17 protein-coding genes are annotated in these 18,966 nt (G+C 68.2%); 3 read left to right on the plus strand and 14 right to left on the minus strand.

Annotation, left to right across the window (positions count from 1 at the left end):
• Window positions 1–36: 36 nt before the first annotated feature.
• On the minus strand, window positions 37–1,647 hold the full coding sequence (locus AC07FN_RS25550) for a GMC family oxidoreductase (RefSeq protein WP_478397912.1): 1,611 nt from the start codon (window positions 1,645–1,647) through the stop codon (window positions 37–39).
• Between the two features lie 461 nt (window positions 1,648–2,108).
• On the opposite strand from AC07FN_RS25550, the gene AC07FN_RS25555 reads away from it, so the two are divergent.
• On the plus strand, window positions 2,109–2,633 hold the full coding sequence (locus tag AC07FN_RS25555) for an N-acetyltransferase family protein (protein ID WP_478397913.1): 525 nt from the start codon (window positions 2,109–2,111) through the stop codon (window positions 2,631–2,633).
• Window positions 2,634–2,714: 81 nt separating this feature from the next.
• Here AC07FN_RS25555 and AC07FN_RS25560 read toward each other — a convergent pair whose 3' ends face one another.
• The 11 genes from AC07FN_RS25560 to AC07FN_RS25610 all read right to left on the minus strand — a co-directional run bounded on the left by AC07FN_RS25560 (window position 2,715) and on the right by AC07FN_RS25610 (window position 14,293).
• The gene (locus tag AC07FN_RS25560; RefSeq protein WP_478397914.1) at window positions 2,715–5,015 is read right to left on the minus strand and encodes a PQQ-dependent sugar dehydrogenase; all 2,301 of its coding nucleotides are present in this window, start codon (window positions 5,013–5,015) and stop codon (window positions 2,715–2,717) included.
• 94 nt (window positions 5,016–5,109) lie between these two features.
• Window positions 5,110–5,781: a hypothetical protein gene (locus tag AC07FN_RS25565; RefSeq protein WP_478397915.1), complete on the minus strand. Its 672-nt coding sequence runs from the start codon at window positions 5,779–5,781 to the stop codon at window positions 5,110–5,112.
• A gap of 19 nt (window positions 5,782–5,800) precedes the next feature.
• Window positions 5,801–6,676 carry a sugar phosphate isomerase/epimerase family protein gene (locus AC07FN_RS25570; protein ID WP_478397916.1) on the minus strand — a complete coding sequence of 292 codons (876 nt, stop codon included), beginning with the start codon at window positions 6,674–6,676 and terminating at the stop codon, window positions 5,801–5,803.
• Window positions 6,673–7,830, minus strand: coding sequence for a dihydrodipicolinate synthase family protein (locus AC07FN_RS25575; protein WP_478397917.1), 1,158 nt, complete (start codon window positions 7,828–7,830; stop codon window positions 6,673–6,675). The genes AC07FN_RS25570 and AC07FN_RS25575 overlap by 4 nt, the downstream gene beginning before the upstream one ends.
• A complete protein-coding gene (locus AC07FN_RS25580; protein WP_478397918.1) occupies window positions 7,827–8,981 on the minus strand; it encodes a Gfo/Idh/MocA family protein in 1,155 nt (384 codons plus the stop codon). The genes AC07FN_RS25575 and AC07FN_RS25580 overlap by 4 nt, the downstream gene beginning before the upstream one ends.
• Window positions 8,978–10,411: an RNA-guided endonuclease TnpB family protein gene (locus AC07FN_RS25585; protein ID WP_478397919.1), complete on the minus strand. Its 1,434-nt coding sequence runs from the start codon at window positions 10,409–10,411 to the stop codon at window positions 8,978–8,980. Before AC07FN_RS25585 ends, AC07FN_RS25580 begins: the two co-directional genes overlap by 4 nt.
• Window positions 10,408–10,818, minus strand: a complete 411-nt coding sequence (locus AC07FN_RS25590) for a hypothetical protein (protein ID WP_478397920.1) — start codon at window positions 10,816–10,818, stop codon at window positions 10,408–10,410. The genes AC07FN_RS25585 and AC07FN_RS25590 overlap by 4 nt, the downstream gene beginning before the upstream one ends.
• A 39-nt stretch (window positions 10,819–10,857) precedes the next feature.
• Window positions 10,858–11,652, minus strand: coding sequence for an ABC transporter ATP-binding protein (locus AC07FN_RS25595; RefSeq protein ID WP_478397921.1), 795 nt, complete (start codon window positions 11,650–11,652; stop codon window positions 10,858–10,860).
• Complete coding sequence (locus tag AC07FN_RS25600; RefSeq protein ID WP_132485711.1) at window positions 11,642–12,376, minus strand: ABC transporter ATP-binding protein; 735 nt, start codon at window positions 12,374–12,376, stop codon at window positions 11,642–11,644. Before AC07FN_RS25600 ends, AC07FN_RS25595 begins: the two co-directional genes overlap by 11 nt.
• Window positions 12,373–13,425, minus strand: a complete 1,053-nt coding sequence (locus tag AC07FN_RS25605; protein ID WP_478397922.1) for a branched-chain amino acid ABC transporter permease — start codon at window positions 13,423–13,425, stop codon at window positions 12,373–12,375. The genes AC07FN_RS25600 and AC07FN_RS25605 overlap by 4 nt, the downstream gene beginning before the upstream one ends.
• Window positions 13,409–14,293, minus strand: coding sequence for a branched-chain amino acid ABC transporter permease (locus AC07FN_RS25610; RefSeq protein ID WP_478397923.1), 885 nt, complete (start codon window positions 14,291–14,293; stop codon window positions 13,409–13,411). The genes AC07FN_RS25605 and AC07FN_RS25610 overlap by 17 nt, the downstream gene beginning before the upstream one ends.
• Window positions 14,294–14,423: 130 nt before the next feature.
• Between AC07FN_RS25610 and AC07FN_RS25615 the strand changes: the two genes are divergently transcribed.
• Window positions 14,424–15,629: an RNA-guided endonuclease InsQ/TnpB family protein gene (locus AC07FN_RS25615; RefSeq protein ID WP_478397924.1), complete on the plus strand. Its 1,206-nt coding sequence runs from the start codon at window positions 14,424–14,426 to the stop codon at window positions 15,627–15,629.
• Window positions 15,630–15,742: 113 nt separating this feature from the next.
• On the opposite strand, the gene AC07FN_RS25620 is transcribed toward AC07FN_RS25615, so the two are convergent.
• Window positions 15,743–16,921, minus strand: a complete 1,179-nt coding sequence (locus AC07FN_RS25620; RefSeq protein WP_478397925.1) for an amino acid ABC transporter substrate-binding protein — start codon at window positions 16,919–16,921, stop codon at window positions 15,743–15,745.
• Window positions 16,922–17,099: 178 nt separating this feature from the next.
• Between AC07FN_RS25620 and AC07FN_RS25625 the strand changes: the two genes are divergently transcribed.
• The gene (locus AC07FN_RS25625; RefSeq protein ID WP_478397926.1) at window positions 17,100–18,140 is read left to right on the plus strand and encodes a LacI family DNA-binding transcriptional regulator; all 1,041 of its coding nucleotides are present in this window, start codon (window positions 17,100–17,102) and stop codon (window positions 18,138–18,140) included.
• Between the two features lie 144 nt (window positions 18,141–18,284).
• Here the strand turns inward: AC07FN_RS25625 and AC07FN_RS25630 are convergent, their stop codons facing one another.
• Window positions 18,285–18,656, minus strand: a complete 372-nt coding sequence (locus tag AC07FN_RS25630) for a VOC family protein (RefSeq protein WP_478397927.1) — start codon at window positions 18,654–18,656, stop codon at window positions 18,285–18,287.
• Window positions 18,657–18,966: the final 310 nt, after the last annotated feature.

Consider the following 18,966-nt stretch of genomic DNA (forward strand, 5'->3'; position numbering starts at 1 on the left):
ACGTCCGCCGCAGAATCGTCGGTGGGCTCAGGGCTTTCAGTTCTGGATCAGGTCTGCGCAGCGTTCGCCGATCATGATCGAGGGGGCGTTGGTGTTGCCGCCGATGATGGACGGCATCACCGAGGCGTCCGCGACTCGGAGGCCGTCGATGCCGAGGACCTTGAGGTCCGGCCCGACCACCGCTCGTTCGTCCGCGCCCATTCGGCAGGTCCCCACCGGGTGGTAGACGCTGTGCACGTAGTCCGGGAGGATCCGGCGCAGTTCCTTCTCATCGGAGTACTGCTGGCCCGGTCCGATCTCGCCCTGGTTGTCGCCGACGCCGTTCATCACCTCTCGCACCATCTTGATGCCTTCGAGGAGCACGTCGCTGTCCTTGCCGACCTTCAGGTACGCGGGGTCGATCAGCGGTGCGGCCAGCGGATCCGCGCTGGACAGGCGAACGGTGCCGCGGCTTTCGGGGTAGATCAACGTCGGGAACACGCTCTGCCCGGGCTTCGTCGAAGGCGGTCGCACGGCCTTGTCGGAGTCCTGGTTCGGAATCGGGTAAACCCAGTACAGGCTCAACAGCTGGAGGTTCGGGGCCGAACCGGCGTGCGACGTGCGCACGAAGCCGGTCGCTTCGAACTGCGAGCCGCCGGCCCAGCCCGAGCCGGGGCGGAACCACTCCCGGGCGAGGCCGCGCGCGAAGTACGACGGGGTCGGCCTGCGCAGGGCCGAGTCCATCCGGAACGACACCGGCACGAAGAGGTGGTCGTGGAGGTTGTCCCCGACCGGCAGATCCGCCCGCACCTCGATGCTGTGCTCGCGCAGGTGGTCCGCCGGGCCGATGCCGGACAGCATGAGGAGCTGAGGGGAACCGAACGCTCCAGCGGACAGGATGACCTCGCGACCTGCCCTGATGACGCGTCGGCTGCCGTTCTTGCCGATGATCTCCACGCCGGTAGCGCGGGAGCCGTTCAGCACCACCTTGGAAACGGTCGCATTGGTGAGGATGGTGAGATCGTCCACCGAATCGTTGTGGAGGTATCCCTTCGACGAGGAGTACCGCACACCGGGATCGGCGCTGAGCTGGACGGCCGCGATGCCCTCCTGGCCTTCCGCGTTGTAGTCGTCGAGCATCGGCACGTCGAGGCGGCTCGTCGCCGCGTCCATGAAGCCCTGCGCGGCCTCGGTCAGGCCGCCCTGCTTCCGGACGCGGATCGGGCCGCCCGCCCCCCGGAAGTCGTTCGCACCGCCCTCCCAGTGCTCCAGGCGCTTGAACGCCGGCAGGACGTCGTCGTACGACCAGCCCTTGCAGCCGTCGTCCGCCCAACCGTCGTAGTTCTCGCGGTTGCCCCGGACGAAGAGCATGCCGTTGACCGAGCTGGACCCGCCCAGCACCTTGCCGCGGGTCTGGGGAATCTTGCGGTTGGCCGCATGTTCCTGGGGGACCGACTTGTAGCCCCAGTCGAAGAACTTCTTCAGCTGCGGCGTGGAGTGCACCACCGCGATGGCACCCGGGATGCTCAACAGGCTCTTCAACGGCCCTCGGTCGTCCCGGGCCCCGGCTTCGACCAGGATGACGCTGGAGCCCCGCTCGGCGAGTCGTCGCGCCACGGCACATCCGGCGCTGCCCGCGCCCACAACGACGTAATCAGCCTCAGACATCCCGACGCCTTTCACCGCAAGCAGACCTTGTTCGGACGAGTGGCAGTTCAAGTGCCGGTCAGATTAGAACACGTTCTATATGTTTGTCCATACGCACATCGCAGAAACCGCACCTGGCAGCACCGGCAACGCGCTGAGTCTGATCGCGTCGATGCGCCCCCTTGTGGAACAGGTTCTTCGCGCTGGTTCGTGTGCACTTCACCTGTCGATCAAGACGATGGCGTCAGTGGTGACTGAAATTAACCCAAGTTCTTGGCGGCCTGCACCACCCACGTGGCGGACGGGTGTGGGGCCACGCCGAGATGCGGATACGGCGGCTTGAGCGCTCAATCACCGCGAGTGCGTACAGGACAAGGTCGGGCAGGCGTTGCGCGGGCGTATCTGGCGGATGGGTGGCGCGTGCTCTCCGGACGCTGCTCATGGCCGCGACCGGTGTCGGACCACCTGGGTAGCTTGGCCGCATGCCTGTACACGACAAGCCGATCGCGCTGCGGCCTGCCGGCCCTGCCGACGCAAAGACAGTCGCGGATATTTGGTGCGGCGGATGGCGTGACGGCCACCTGGGACATGTACCCCACGATCTGGTCGCGGTCCGCACGGCCGAGTCGTTCGCGTCCCGCGCGGCGCAACGGGTCGAAGACACGGTGGTCGCGGTCTTCGACTGCGCGGTGGCAGGATTCGTCATGGTGGTCGCCGACGAGGTCGAGCAGGTCTACGTGGCCGCTGCCTACCGCGGCACGGGCGTGGCGTCTCTGCTCCTCGCCGAGGCGGAGCGCCTCGTCGGCGAGCAGGGGCACGACCGAGCCTGGCTCGCTGTCGCCACCGGCAACGCCCGCGCGCGCCACTTCTACCAACGCCAGGGCTGGACCGACGAAGGTCCGTTCGACTACCCCGCGGAAGGCCCGGACGGGCCGATCCACGTCCCGTGCCACCGGTACGTCAAGCACCTGGCCGACCGACGCGGTGAAGACGTCCGCCCGCTATAACCCTGTGCGGGGTCGGAGCGCACCCAGGCCCCCGGTCCAGGTGATGCGGGGCGCGGGTGGGCCGCGCCCCGCATCGGGGCTTCAGCGTTGGAAGAAGCGGCGGTACTGGTCGGCTATCGCATCCGCTTCTGCCGCCGCGTTCAGGAACATCAGCGAGTCCATCCGGCAGTTGCAGGGGTTTCGCTCCGCCGTGTTCTGCGGGAAGCTGCCGCCGATCTTGATCCCCCGCGGGTTCGTCCTCGTCGTTCCCGACCCGTCGAGCTGCCACGGATCGCCCGGGACCGTGTAGAAGCCGGAGAGCGGTTCGCCGTTGCGGTAGAGGGCGATTTCGCCCGTCGTGTAGTCGAACGTCGCCGCCAGGTGCACCCATTCGCCGGGCGGGAGCAGCTCTCGCCAGTCCTGCTGGGCGGCGAACGTCTGGGAGCTGCCGCCGTCGATGCGGCGTCCCAGCCCCACCAGCCGCAGTTCACCGTCGACCTGGATCAGCTCCAGCAGCGCCCGGACGTCGTGGCCGTCGGAGTTGCCGCTGAGGATCCCGGCGAGACCGACGGCGTTGTACCGGTCGCCCGGGTCCGGTGTGTTCGAGTTGGGGCTGGGGTTCTCGCCGGTCATCTTGAACCAGCCCATCACGGTCGCGCCCTCGACGCCGCTGAATGCGCTGAGCGACGAGACCCCGTTGCCGTCCCAGACACCGGCTTTCCAGTCGTCGTTGCCGGCCGCTTCGGGGTTGACCTGCTGCGTTTGGAGGGCGTTGTTGCTGCCGGGGAACGCGCCGTCGGCCACCCGCATGTCCTCGCCGCCGCCCAGCAGGCTCAACAGGGTGCGGGACGCGCCGCGGTCGAGCTCGCGGGAATCGTCGGCGGCGAAGGGGCGCTCGAAGTCGTAGTAGGCGGCCAGGTTCCGCTGCACCTGCTCGGTGACCTCCGAGCCGGGGGCCGCGCGGGTTCCGACCACCTTCCAGATCTTGCCGTTGGCCTTGGCGAGCAGGTACAGGTTGCGCCGCGAGTCCGTGCCGAAGCGCAGGTCCACCCGGCCGTCCCCGACGAAGTCCGTCATCCGCATCTGCTTGCCCGCGGTGTCGAACAGCTGCAACTCGTGCAGGGGCGCGCGTTCCGCGCCGCGCTTCATCCGGTTGACGTCGGTGTAGAACACGCGGCCGTCCACCAGGTCCCCGAAGACGTACTTGCCCCGCAGCAGCGGAAATTCCGCTCCCCGGTACACCTGACCGCCGGAGATCGCGTGGCCGCTGTCGGCGTTGCACGGCCAGCCCTGCGGTGGATCGTGGTCGTAGGCGGCGACCGGGTAGACGTAGCCGTACTTCTCGTCGTCCGCCGGCAGCGGGTACAGGTAGCACTGGTTCTCCGGGCGGAAGGTGAAGTCGCCCTCGCGCTCGCTCCACCCGAAGTTGTCCCCGGCGCGGACCTCGTACACCGCCTCGATCGCGTGCTGGCCGATGTGGCCGAGGTACATCGCGTGCTGCCCCTCGGGATCCCAGCTGAACCGGTGCGGGTCGCGCATGCCGACTGCGTAGATCTCGCCCAGCGCGCCGGGTGTGCCGACGAACGGGTTCGACGCCGGAATGCCGTACTGGCCGCTCGGGCCATCGTTGCCCGCCGGGTCGATCCGCAGGATCTTGCCCGCCGGGGTGCTCATGTCCTGCGGCACGCCGGAGTCCACACCGATGCCGCCGTCACCGACTCCCAGGTACAGCAGGCCGTAGTCGGGGTCGCCCGGCTCGGCGGTGGGGTTGAAGTCGATCTGCTGGATCGCGTGGATCTGGGTGGTGAACCCGAAGCGGAAGATCTCCCGCTGGGAACCCGAGAACGCGTCGGCGGCCGGATCGTCGGCGGTCCACTCGGTCACCACGCTCTGCACGGACGCGTTCGGCTGGTTCGGATAGGTCGGCTCCTCGGAGTCGATGGCCGCCTTGTCCTCGCTGTGCACCGTGTAGAACTTGCCGTTGCGCGCGAAGTCGGGGTGGAAGGCGACGAATCCGAAGCCGCTGCCCATCCCGCGCCCGGAGAAGAAGTGCTCGAAGCGCGCCTTGAAGTCCAGGTACACGTGCTGCTGACCGCCGTCCAGCAGGTACAGCGGGCCGTTGAGGTCGGGCACGAACATCCGGCCGGAGCCGTCGGGCACCTCGCCGATGTAGTTGATCCGGTTGTGCCGGATCAGCCGCGGGTCGGTCGCCGGGGGCGTCGCCTCGGACGCGGGCAGCTGCGCGACCTCCTGGAGCACCAGGCCGAGCCGGGACTGCTGCGGCTCTTCGGGGATCGGATCGATGATCGGTTCGTCGGCGGCACCGGCCGTCGGTGGCGCTAACAGGGTCGCTGCGGCCACCACTGCGGTGATCGCGGCGCACCAAGATCTGCGCACGCGCATGGTCGGACTCCATCCCTCGTCGTTGTGGGTTGGTCATGCATCGCAGGCCGCCGGCGGAAACCGGTGGACTGCGGAGGAAATTCGGGAACCGCTGTCAGGAAGCGGGAGCGCCGATGACCGTGACGTCGCGGACGCGCCCGTAGTTGTCGAACGAGCCGAAACCGACCCGGCCACCGGAGAAGGTGGTGTCGGTCGCGGTCATCAGCGGCTCGTCGGCGCCGTCGACGTGCACAGCGATCTCACCCGTCGCGGCGCGGTAGTCGAGGCGAACGTCGTGCCAGTCGGTGTCGTCTATGGCGGGCGGTGCGCCTGTGGTGCCGTCCCACTGGTCGTCGATGCGGACCCGGTCGGCGTCGTCGACGACGAAGATCCCGTTGTGCGGGTAGATCGTGTTGTCCTGCGACAGGTGTGCGTAGTAGAAGCGGGTGGGGGACTGGTAGTTGAAGATCAGCACGACATCGCGGTCGTTGCGGGTCACCGGTTCGTCGATGCGGACCTCGCCGGTCAGGCTCAGCGAGCCGAACTCCGGTCCTTTTCGGACGATGGCGTACTCGAACGGGCGGCGCGGGCCTTCCGGCGGCACCCCGCGATCGGTCATGACCACCTGACCGGCGGTGAACTCCCACTTCTCCGAGGTCAGCGGGGCCCAATGCCGGTCCGTGGCGGCCGGCCGGACCACCACGAGACCCGGGGTGGCGGACGCGGGCGGGCCGGCCGTTGCGCACAGGCCGACGACCAACCCGGTGAGCAATGTTCTTCGTCTCATGTGGACTTCCTCCCGACGGCTAGAGGTGCGGCTCCACGAACTCGACGTATCGGCGGGTCATGGTGGCGATGACGTCGGAGCCGGGGGCGGCCCAGACGTCGGCGTTGAAGATCTCGACCTCGACTTCCCCGCGGTACCCGGCAGCGGAAACCGCGCGCGTGAGCGCGGCGAAGTCGATGTGGCCGTCGCCCACCATCCCGCGGCTGAGCAGCGTGTCCGCGGGTAGCGGCGTGATCCAGTCGCAGATCTGGTAGCTGACGATCCGCTGCCCGGCGCGCGCGATCTGCTCCAGCACGCCCGGCTCCCACCACACGTGGAAAGTGTCGACCACGACGCCGACCACGTCCGGCGGGTGCTGCTCGGCGATGTCCAGGGCCTGGGCGAGGGTCGAGATCACCCCGCGGTCGGCGGCGAAGATCGGGTGCATCGGTTCGATGCCGAGTCGCACACCGCGTTCGCGGGCGCGCGGGACCAATGCGGCGACGGCATCGGCCACGCGCTGCCGGGCGCCGGCGAGATCGCGGTCGCCCGAGGGCAGCCCGCCGGGCACGAGCACCAGCGCGTCGCAGCCGAGAGCTGCGGCCTCGTCGAGGGCGGTGATGTTGTCGCCGATCGGATCGCCGGAGGTGAAGAAGCCGCCGCGGCACAGCGAGGAAACCCGCAGCCCGGCATCGCGGAGCATCCGCGCGGCGACCGCCAGCCCGACCTCCGCAACCGGTTCGCGCCAGACCCCGATGGTGCCGAGCCCGGCAGCCGCGCAGCCCTCCACCGCCTCGCGCAGCGACCAGTTGGCGGTGGTGCGCTGGTTCAGCGAGAGCCGGGCCAGCCGCGGGTCACCGGGCTGTGGGGTCGGCACCCGGGCCGGTGCGTTCATCGGCACGTCGCGCGCGCTCATGCAGCGGCCCCCGCAGCTTCGAGCCACAACCGCATCCGCTGCGCGGCGAGTTCCGGATCGACCAGCAACTGCGCGTCGTTGGCCAGCGCGAAGATCCGGGACAGGTGCACGATGCTGCGCGCGGACTGCAACCCGCCGAGCATCGTGAAGCCCGGCTGGTGGCCGTTGAGCCAGCTCAGGAAGGCGATCCCGGTCTTGTAGTAGAAGGTCGGTGCGCTGAACACGTGCCGCGACAGCGGGAGCGTCGCATCCATTTCCGCGTCGTAGGTCGCGAGGTCGCCGTCGTCGAGCGCGGCCAGCGCCGCCGATGCGGCCGGGGCGATCGCGGCGAACGCGCCGAGCAGCGCGTCCGAGTGGTGTTGCGAGTCGCCGCGGATCAGCTCCGGGTAGTTGAAGTCGTCACCGGTGTAGAGGCGCACGCCGGCCGGCAGCGCGGCGCGCAGACCACGCTCGTGCTCGGCCGACAGCAGGGACACCTTCACGCCGTCGACCTTCGCGGCGTGGTCGCGGACGAGGCCGAGGAAGGACTCGGTGGCGGTGGGCAGGTCGGTCGAGCCCCAGTAGCCGGCCAGGTGCGGGTCGAAGACCTCGCCGAGCCAGTGCAGGATCACCGGCTCGGCGACCTGCCGCAGCACCGCGTCGTACACCCGCCGGTAGTCGTCGGCGGCGCGGGCGATGGCGGCCAGCTGGCGGGAGGCCATCACGATCACCTGCGAACCGGTCGACTCCACGAAGCCGGCCTGCTCCTCGTAGGCCACGACGACCTCGTCGAGGGTGGTGGCCCCGGCCCGGTGGTCGGTGCCCGCCCCGGAGGCGATCCGGGCGCTGGAGGAGCGGGCCTGATCGGCGCTGCGGCGGACGAGTTCCTGCACCGCGGGCCAGTCCAGACCCATGTTGCGCTGCGCGGTGTCCATCGCTTCCGCCACCCCGAGCCCGTAGCGGAACAGCTCCCGGCGGAAGGCCAATGTGGACTCCCAGTCCACTGCCGCCGGCGCCCCCGGGGTGTTGTCGCCGAGCGGATCGGCGACGACGTGCGCGGCGGCGAACACGACCCGCGAGCCGTACGGCTGCGGATGTTCCTTCCACCGCCTGGGTTCGCGCAGCACGACTTGCGCCCAGGTGCCCTGGCCGGCGGGCAGTGCGATCGCGCTCATGCCGCGCCGCCGGTGGGCAGCTCGATGCGGCGGCCCTCTGCCGACGAGGTGAGACCGGCTGCGGCGAGCCGGAGGCCCCGCACCCCGGCCGCCAGGTCGTAGGGGTGCGGTCTGCCGTGGTGCACGTCCAGCAGGAACCGCTCCCACTGCGCGCGGAAACCGTTGCGGAACTCCGCGTTGTCGGGGATTTCGTCCCACTGGCCACGGAAGTCCTCGGTGGTGGGCAGGTCCGGGTTCCACGACGGCCGCGGGGTGCGCACCCGTGGCTGGATCCGGCAGCCGAACAGGCCCGCGACCGCCGAGCCGTGCGTTCCGTCGACCTGGAACTCCAGCAGTTCCTTGCGTTCCACCCGCACCACCCACGACGAGTTGATCTGCGCGATGACCCCGCCGTCGAGCTCGAAGATCGCGTAAGCCGCGTCGTCGGCGGTGGCGTCGTAGCGCTGCCCGTCCTCGTCCCAGCGCTGCGGGATGTGCGTGACGGCCTTCGCGGTGACCGCGCGGACCCGGCCGAAGATGTTCTCCAGCACGTAGTTCCAGTGGCAGAACATGTCCAGCACCACGCCGCCGCCGTCCTCGGCCCGGTAGTTCCAGCTCGGCCGCTGCGCGGGCAGCAGGTCGCCCTCGAAGACCCAGTAGCCGAATTCGCCGCGAACCGAGAGGATCCGGCCGAAGAAGCCCGCGTCCACCAGCCGCTTGAGCTTCTGCAAGCCCGGCAGGAAGATCTTGTCGTGCACGACGCCGTTGACGACCCCGGCGTCTTCGGCTGCCGTCACCAGTTCCTCGCCTTCGGCCACGGTCTCGGCCACCGGCTTCTCGGCGTAGACGTGCTTACCGGCGGCCACGGCCTTCAGCACGGCCTTGCGGCGCTCGCTGGTGACCTGGGTGTCGAAGTAGATCTCCGCGGCGTCCTCGGCCAGCAGCGCGTCGAGATCGGTGCTCCACTCGGCGATGTCGTGCTGGGCGGCGATGCGGGCCAGCTTCTCGGCGTTGCGGCCGACCAGGACCGGCTCGACCTGGATGCGGCTGCCGTCGGCGAGCGGCACGCCGCCGTCGTCGCGGATCGCCAGCACCGAACGCAGCAGGTGCTGGCGGTAGCCCATCCGGCCGGTGACGCCGTTCATCAGGATGCGGTAGGTGCGGTCGGTCATGATCGCGGGCTGCTTCCTACTTGTCGCTCGTTGTTTGAGCGTCCGGATATTTCGCGCTCCGCCCACAAGGTGAGCTGGAGTCCTGGATCGGCAGTCTGATCCGGTCGGCGATCGGCCCGTTGCTGCACGATGCTTTTCACCCGCTGATGTGGGGTGTGCAGGGTGATGTCGGGGTCACCCACTCTGTGCAGGACGTTGATCGCTGCCGCATGGTCTGCCTGCCACACCACCCCGCACCGCGTGCAGTGAAGCCGGTCCCCGCTGCGCTGCCCGAAAGCACCGCAGCACGGTACGACTTGTGAGGTGTAGGCCGCGTTTACCAGCGCGAGCGCAGAACCTCTGCGCTCCGACACACTTGCGAGCGCCTCAGCCGTGATCCCCTTGGTCCACGCCGCCAAGCGCCTGTTGACATTCCGGCCACGCCGAGCGCGACCGGTGAACGTCTTGGTGAGGTCTTCAGCCGCGATCAACGCGGCTTTATCCACAACAGCATGCACGGCACGAAACGTCGTAGTCCGCACTGTCTGCTGCCAGCGGGACGAACGCCGATCCCGCTTGACGGTTCCGAGATTGTTACCGATGATCCGTTCCGCCTTGGCGTGATCGCCCGCATCGCGGGCTTTCTCCGCCACCGAGCGAATTTTCGCCCTACGGGCGTTCTTGACCTTCCGGTAGTTCGAATCGCAGGTCAGCAATACGCCGAGCTCGGTGCCGTGGTGCTGACCATCGGAGTCGGTGAGGACTTCGGTGTAGCCCTTGTCCACGCCGATCTCACTGTCCCCAGCAGGACGCGCTGAGGACTTCATCGCGGAGGCGTCGATCTGGTAGTGCACCTCAACACGGCCCTTGCGCAGGATCAGACGCAGCGTCCCCGACGGCGCCACCGTCGTGTTCAGCGGGATCCGTACGAGCTGACGAGGCTGCAAGCCCGGTATCGCAAGCCAGACATTGCCGCCCATGGCCAGCGTGAAAGTGCGGTACTTGTCGGAGCGCACCACAATCTGGTTATGGGTTCGGTTGCGGCCGCGCTTGCGGTGTTTGCGCATCTGCCGCGCTAGAAAAGGGTCCTCGGTCCAGGTATCGCGCTTGAGCGCGGAGAACATCCGCTTGCGTTCGGCTTCATTCGAGGTGCGGCGGTTTACCGCCTTGCGGACCTTCGCTTTCGCTGCTTCCTGATTGGCAGCGATGTCAGCGACAGCGTCACGCACAGTTTCTTTCCAGGCGTTCGCAAGAACGCCGAACTTCTCCGCGGTTCCGTCTGCCATCCAGGCGTCGCGGATCTGCCGGTCCGTCAGTCTTACGCTGCTGATAGAGCCGTGGCGTTGCCATACCTCGCTGCGGACAAGCCCCAACCTGCGCGCCTGCTCCGCCAGTTGTGCGAACTTACCGACGTTGAGGTTCTGCGAGTACGCGATCCAGGTGACCTTCACCTGGTTACCACACCCGACGGCTCGCTCTTCAACGCCTTCCCATAGCGGCGTAGCCCGGGCAACCGGCATGAGAAGGTGCACACGATCGTGTTCATGCCGCTGCGGAGGTCGTTGATCCACGCACCCCCGGCCGGCCCGCGTGAGAGGCAGAACCGCGCCACCGCCGCGACCCGACAAGCAAGGTCGTTCTCCTGCCCAGGACAGCAGCGCCCGCAGTAGGCGATCTTGTACTTCATCGCCGCGAAGCTCGGTAGCAGGACTTTCCGCTCGCCGGTGTCGGTGAAGCACCGCTGCCCGATGGCACCGCGCGGGACCTGAGTGCCGCTCTCGAGTTCCAACCGGCGCACTGTACTGACTGAGAGGCCGATCTTCTGCGCGAGCTCGCCGAGCCGGTACACATTGGACACTGTAGCCAACAGTGGACATCAGTGAACAAGAACCTCGCACTACAGATCGCACCTCCCTGTCTTCAACGTCTTCGACGATGTGCTGCTGGAGCGTCGGTTGCCGAGGTAGAGCTCGCCGAGTTGCGGGTCGGCGAGCAGGTCGGCGGCGGGGCCGGAGATGTGCACCCGGCCGAGGTCGAGGACGCAGCCCAGGTCGGCGACCTCCAATGCGCGGCGGGCGTTCTGCTCCACCAGCAGCACCGCCGTCCCCGCCTCGCGCATCCGCGCCACCTGGGCGAACACGGTCTCGGTCGCCTTGGGGTCCAGGCCCATCGACGGTTCGTCGAGTAGCACGACCTTCGGGCTGACCATCAGCGACCGGCCGAATTCGACCTGCTTCTGCTGGCCGCCGGAAAGCGCCCCGGCCAGCGCGTCCCACCGCTCGGCCACGACCGGGAACAGCTCCTTGACGAAGGCCACGCGGTCGGCGATCGCGGACCTGTCCCGCAGCGCGTACGCGCCGAGCAGCACGTTCTCCGCGACCGTCATCTCCTTGAACACGCTGTGCCCCTGGAGCACGTGGGACAGGCCGGCTTCGAGCATCTGCTGCGGGCGGCGGCTCGTGACGTCCTTCCCGCAGACCAGAATCCGGCCGGATCGCGGCGTGAGCATGCCGCTGGCGACCTTGAGCACCGTGGACTTCCCGGCGCCGTTGGGCCCCACGAGGCAGACCACGCTGGCAGGCGGCACCCGCACCGTCAGCCCGCGCAGCACCAGCGCCGCGCGCCCGTACCCGGCCTCGACGTCGACGAGTTCGAGCAGGTGCTCGCCCGAACCCCGCAGCTCAGATCCCAAGGTAGGCCTCCAGGACTCGCGGGTCGTTGCGGACCTCGTCGGGCGTGCCCGCGGCGATCGGCCGCCCGCGGTCGAAGACGACCACGTGGTCGGACAGGCTCATCACCAGGTCCATGTTGTGCTCCACGATCAGGAAGGTCCGGCCCTCGGCGTTGAGCGCGCGCACCAGCTCCCCGATCCGCTCGATCAGCGCCGGGTTCACCCCGCCCGCGGGCTCGTCGAGCAGGACCGTCTCCGGATCGGCCATCAGCACCCCGGCGAGTTCGAGCAGCTTCTGCTGGCCGTAGGACAGGTCGCGGGCTTGCACGTCGGCGAGGTGCTCGATGCCGACGCGGGTGAGCAGTTCGCGCGCCCGGTCCAGGTCGGCGCGCTGGCGCGCGGAGACCAGCTGGCCGAGCAGGGTTCGGGAGCGGACCGGGACCAGCAGGTTCTCCAGCGCCGTCATCCGCGGGAAGATCCTGCACAGCTGGAAGCTGCGGCCGATGCCCGCGCGGGCGATCCGGTGCGGCGGACGGCCGGTGATGTCCCGGCCGTGGTAGCTCGCGGTGCCGGAATCGGGCTTGATCATCCCGGTGACGCAGTTGAAGAACGTGGTCTTGCCCGATCCGTTGGGGCCGATCAGCGCGTTGACCTTGCCGTGCCGGAAGGCGACGGTGGCCCCGTCGACGGCGCGCACCCCGCCGAAGGACTTGGTCAGGCCGGTCGTTTCCAATCCCGTGCTCACCGGCGTGCCTCCTCGACGGTCCCGGCCCGGCGCTGCTCGGCGAGCTCGGCCTGGCTGACTTCCCGGATCGACGCCGTCCGCGGGCGGAACCGGTGCAGCAGGTCGCGCAGCGCCGGGATGATCCCGTCCGGCATGAACAGCACGACTGCGGCGAGCAGCACGCCCAGCGCGACCAGGTGCAGCTGGGTGTCGCCGTACTGGGCCTTGAAGTACTCCACGGCGTAGCCGACGATCATCGCGCCGAGCACCGGCCCGAACAGGCTGCGCACGCCGCCGAGCAGGCTCATCAGCACCAGGTAGGAACCGGTCAGCACGGAGAACTGGAAGATCGGGTCCAGGAACCCGAACCACAGCGCGTAGAGCCCGCCGCCCAGCGCGGTGAAGAACGCCGAGACGACGAACGCGACGAGCTTGTAGGTGAAGGTCGGCACCCCGAGCGCTTCGGCCTTGTCCTCGTCTTCCCGGATCGCCTTCAACCCGGAGCCGAACCGGGAGCGGTCGATCGCCCACCAGCACAGCAGGGCGACGGCCAGCAGCGCGGCGTGCAGGTAGAAGAACCGCTCGTGCTGCTCGGGGCGGAGCACGTCCGGACCGAACGGGCGCGGCACGCGCAAACCGTTCGAGCCGCCGGTGAAATCTCCCCAGCTCTGGAAGACCAGCAGCGTGATCAGCACCAGCGCGATCGAGACGATGACGAACGACGCGCCGCGCACCCGCAGGCTGGCGATGCCGATCGGCACCGCGAGCACCGCGACGACCACGCCGCCGAGGACGAGCGCGAGCCACGGGTTCAGGTCCGCGCGCACGACCAGCAGCGCGGTGGCGTAGCCGCCGAGCCCGGAGTACGCCGCGTGGCCCAGCGAGATGTAGCCGGTGAACCCGCCCACGAAGTTCCACGACGTGGCCAGCACGGCATAGCTCGTGATCACCACGCCGACCGACATGATGAACGGATCCGGTGCCAGCGCGGGGAAAGCGACCACCAGCGCGGCCAGCGCGAGCAGTCCGGCGAGCTTCGCGGCGCGGGCGGGGTCAGAAACGCTGCGCAAGGCGGCCTCCGAAGAATCCCTGGGGGTGCAACAGCAAGGTGGCGAACAGCGCGACGTAGAAAACCGTTTGCGCCCAAGTCGTTCCGAGCGGCAGCTGGAGCAGGCTCTGGCCGAGCCCCAGCACCATGGCGGCGATAGCCGAGCCCGGGACGCTGCCCAGCCCACCCACCACGATGATCGCCATCAGCGGGCCGATCCAATGCCAGTGCAGCGAGGGGTAGATCGTGGAGTCCAGGGCCAGCGCAGTCCCGCCGATCGCCGCGGTGGCCAGGCCCAACCCGAACCCGTAGCCGGCGATCCGGCCGGTGTTGATGCCGACCAGCTGCGCCGCCTCCCGGTGCTGGATCGTGGCGCGCAGCGCCTGGCCGAACCGGGTCTTCTTCAGCAGCAGGTAGAGCCCGGCCAGCGACACCGCGGCGAGGCCGAACGCGATCAGCTTCACCACCGGGATGCTCGCGCCGAAGAACTGGATGTCCGCGCCGGAGTAGGGCAGCTGGATGCGCCGGTGGGTGCCGCTGAAGACGAGCCCGAGCGCGCCCTCGATCACCAGCGCGACGGCGAACGTCAGCAGCACCGACATCATGGTCAGCGTCGCCGGGCGCAGCCGCGAGATCAGCAGCCGCTGCATGAGCACGCCGACCGCGAAGAACAGCGGGACGGTCACCAGCAGCGACAGCAGCGGGTCCAAACCGGTCTGGAGGTTGAAGAACCAGGCCAGGTACGCCGCCAGGATCAGGAAGGCCGAGTGCGCCAGCATCACCACGCGCATCACGCCGAAGTACAGCGTCAGGCCCGCGGCGAGGAGGGCGTAGAGCCCGCCGAGCAGCACGCCGAGCACCAGGCTCTGCAGCAGGAGCGATCCGGTCATCGGTTCTCCAATCGGCGGATACCCCGACCTTCAGGCCGGGGAGGAACCGATCACGAGTGCTCTTAGATAACCACCCGAGATCAAGACTTACAAACAAACACGGTAGTTTGTGGGAATGGGTAGGACGCAGGTGAAGCGGGCGTACAAGTTCCGCTTATATCCGACCGATGCGCAGCGGCAGGAGTTGCTGCGTACGTTCGGGTGTGTCCGTAAGGTCTACAACCTTGCCCTGGACGCCAGGACTCGCGCGTGGTTCACCGAACAACGACGCGTGAACTACAACGAAACTTCGGCCATGCTTACCGCATGGAAGAAGTCCGAGGACCTGGGCTTTCTGGGTGAGGTGTCGAGCGTGCCGTTGCAGCAGACGTTGCGGCACCTCCAGGGTGCGTTTACCGCGTTTTTCGACAAGCGCGCGAAGTACCCGCGTTTCAAGTCCAGCAAGCGCTCCCGGGCGTCGGCGGAGTACACCAAGTCCGCGTTCAAGTACCGCGACGGGCAACTCACGTTGGCGAAGATGCGTGAGCCGCTGAACATCGTGTGGTCTCGCCCCCTGCCCGAGGGTGCGGTGAAGCCAACCACGGTCACCGTGTCGCGTGACAGCGCCGACCGGTGGTTCGTGTCGATGCTGGTGGAAACCACCGTCGACCACCACGAACCCACCGATCAAGCGGTAGGTGTGGACGCGGGGATCACGTCGCTGGTGACGTTGTCGACCGGGGAGAAGATCACCAACCCCAAGCACTCCGATCGTGAGCGTGCTCGCTTGGCCAAGGCTCAGCGGGCGCTTGCCCGGAAGGAGAAGGGCAGTAACAACCGCGACAAGGCCCGTCTCAAGGTGGCTCGGATTCAGGCGAAGATCGCTGACCGCCGCCGGGACCATTTGCATAAGGTCACTACTCGACTCGTCCGCGACAACCAAACGGTCGTGATCGAAGACCTCAACGTGCGAGGCATGGTCCGTAACCGCAATCTCTCCCGCGCCATCAGCGATGCGTCGTGGAGCGAGTTGCGGTCGATGCTGGAGTACAAGTGCGCTTGGTACGGGCGGGACCTGATAGCGATCGACCGCTGGTTCCCCTCGTCCAAGACGTGCTCCGCCTGCGGCAAGCTCACCGAGAGCATGCCGTTGCAGGTCCGTGAGTGGACGTGCAATGACTGCGGTGCCCGGCATGATCGGGACATCAACGCCGCGCGCAACATTGTGGCCGCCGGGCTGGCGGTGTCGGCCTGTGGAGCAGGTGTAAGACCTCAACGGGAAACCTCCCGGACGGGGCGACCGGCTGTGAAGCAGGAACTTTCTGGCGCGAGCCGGAAGGGAATCCCCGTCCTTTAAGGCGGGGAGCAGTCAATCAGAGCCTCTTTCCGGACTCGTTTTGCGTGGCGGTGCGGGTGGCGGAATCTCAGGGGCCTTCTCGCTGTGGGATCCCCGACCTCGTGAATGCCGATTCACCACGCCGGCTTGGGGTGGACCAGGCCGGCTTCCTTGGTCTCGGCAGGCAGCACGATGCGGATCCGGCCGTCGATGTACTGCTGGATCAGGTGCGCGCCGCGCGGTTTTCCGGTGGCGTCCCAGCTGAGCTTGCCGACCACGGTGTCCACCTCGTTCTGGCGCAGCCAGTCGATGAGCCTGCGCTGGCAGTCGGGGGCCGGATCGGCGCAGCCGACGGCCTGCACTGCGGCGGCCACGACCTGCCCGGTGGTCCACGCGTTCGCCTCGTCCTCGTTGGGCTGGGAGTTGAACATCCGGGTGTAGTGCTCGACGAACTCCTCGTTGGACGGGAAGTTCGCTTCCGGCGTGTACCCGGTGGGGGAGAGGATTCCCTCGGTCTGCTCGCCGATGGCCTTGGCGAACTCCGGGTTGGTCGGCGCGGTGGAGAAGGCCGCCATCGAGGGCTGGTAGCCGAGTTGGCGCAGCGCCAGGATGAGGTTGACCGCGTCCTGGTACTGCGTTCCGCCGACGACGAGGTCCGCCCGCGAATCGGCGATCTTGGCCGCGATGGAACCGAAATCCGTGGTGTTGGGCGGGTAGACCTCATCGACCACCGTGCGGATTCCGGCCGCTTCGAGCTTGCCCTTCAAACCGTAGGCGGTGCCCTGCGCGAACGGGTCGTCCATGGCCGCGTACGCGGCGGTTTTCGGGCGTTGATCGGCGGGCATCGCCAGGATCGCCGCGGCCAAGTGGTTGTAGTGGTCCTCGGCGACCGCGGGCGCGGCGTAGAAGAGGTTGTCGAAGCCCTGGTCGAACACTTCCTCGGCGGCGCCTGCCGGTTCGACGAACAGGAAACCGTAGTCCTTGGCGACCTGCGCGGCCGGGATCACCAGACGGGTGGAGAACGGTCCGAAGACCAGGTCGGCGCCGTTCTGGTTGATCAGCTTCTCGTAGTCGGCCGCGACGCGGTCGGCGTTGGACTGGTCGTCGAGGATGGTCAGCTCGACCTTGCGGCCGAGCAACCCGCCGCGGGCGTTGACGTAGTCGGCCCACGCTTCGTAACCGCGGCGGACGCCCTTGCCGGGCTCGGAGAAGTCGCCGGTGAGGGGCAGGGAGATGCCGATCTGGATGCTGTCGTCGTTGCCTCCGGCGCCCGAGGCGAGGCAGCCGGTCAGCGCGAGGCTCGCGCTGGTCACGAGTACACCTAGTCGAAGACGTTGTGAAATTTTCATGGTCCACCCGTCGTTGGGGGCATCCGCAAGCGCTTTCGTAAGCGCTTACGGCAGAATAGGAACCATCGGACGAAGTGGCAAGGTCACGGATCATGATGGTGGGCTCGGACCGCAGGGCGGACCGGAGCGGAAGGGGTCACGGATGCCACAGCAACGCGCGAGGCTCAGGCTCATCGACGTCGCCGAGCGGGCCGGGGTGTCGATCGCTGCGGCGTCGCGGGCGCTGTCCGGGTCCGCGGGCGTCAGCGACGCCATCGCCGAGCGGGTGCGCGAAGTCGCCGCGCAGATGGGCTACGTCGCCAACGTGCACGCCCGCACGCTGGCCGGCGGCGCGAGCACGAGCGTCGGACTGCTCGTGCACGAGATCGGCGACCCCTACTTCACCGAGATCGCCAGCGGGGTGCTGCGGGTCGGCGCGCAGCAGGGCCTGACCGTGCAGATCTGCCACACGGGGCGCGACCCGGAGAGCGAGCTCGTCCAGGTCCGCACGCTGATCGCCAACCGGGTCCGGGCGATCATCATCGCCGGCTCGGGTTTCGTCGATGCGCGGAAGCAGGCGTCGGTGAAGCAGGACCTCCAGGCGTTCCAGGAAGCAGGGGGCCGCGTCGCGGTGATCGGACGCCACCACCTCGGCACCGACGCGGTGCTGCCGGACAACACCGCGGGTGGCCGGTCGATCACCGAACATGTGCTTTCCCTGGGGCACCGGCGGATCGCCTTCGTCGCCGGCCCCCGGGCCCTGACCACGGTGGCCGATCGCCTCGCGGGCGCCGCGCAGGCACTGGAAGCGGCCGGACTGTCGATTGAGGACATTCCTGTCATCGAGGAAGCGTTCACGCGCGACGGCGGCACGCTGGCCATGCGGCGCGTCCTCGGCGAGCACCCCGACGTGACCGCGGTGATCGCGCTCAACGACGACATGGCGATCGGCGTCCTCGCGGCCCTGCGAACGCGCGGAATGACTGTGCCGAAGGACATTTCGGTGGCGGGCTTCGATGACGTGGCCGTCGCGGAGCACCTGTCGCCGGCGCTGACGACGGTCCGGTTGCCGATGGCGGAAATGGGGGAGCAGGCGTTGCTCCTCGCCTTGAAGGAACCGTCGGCCCGCCCCCGTCGCCGCACCACGGCGCACTCCCTGGTGGTGCGCGAGTCCACTGCCCCACCTCCACGCCGCAAGCGGTGACTCCTCGCCACCCGGGCCGCACAGACCGGGCACGCCACCAGGCGCGGACACCATGGCGTTTTCGCGCGAAAACGCGACTGGACAGGACCCGTGAGTGCCCGCCGTGAGTCGGTGGTGCTCGGCGGTTGCGGACTTGGGTTTCGGTCAGAGCGGGGCTCCGCCGAAGCTGATCTCGTTTCCTTCGGGGTCGGCGTAGGTGGCCTTTCGGATGCCGTTCGAGTACGTCTCGCGCTTCGCCGGTTGCAGCCCTCGCCGGGCTATCTCCGCCACCCTGGTGTCGAAGTCGTCGACGAAGATGGTGTGCATGGCGTGGCCGGCGTGTTCCGGCTGGTGTTCGATGAACACCGACCGGCGTTCGGCGAGCTCCCACACGGCCTCCGCGTCGCTGGCGACGAACGACGGCGGGGAGCCGAACAACCGCTCGTACCAGGCCAGCGCCGCGACGTAGTCAGATGGAGCTCGTTTTGTCCGGTTCCCGTCACGCAAATCCGCCGTGATGCGGCCAGCGCGGTTCATCGGCTCGCCGCATCACGGCGTTCGGGTTTGCCTGGCCAGAAGCCAGATCGTGGCGCTGGAGCATTTCCAGCGAGCGTTGGGCCGTATGAGGATCTCGACGTGCAGGCCGGGGCTCGCACGCGATCAACGCGATCGGTTGGTGCACAGCCAAAATCGGCAGATCGCGACCTTCGACACCCTGTGTGAGCAGTGGTGTGACTGGCTGTTAGTTTTTCGGCTCTGTCGCTGGTTGCGTGATCAATGATGTCGGGGGGTTATTGGTCGAGTAGGATTCTCTTGCGTAGCAGGGCGAAGCTGGCTTTTCCGTAGG

This window comes from Saccharopolyspora sp. NPDC045941 (assembly GCF_056431445.1).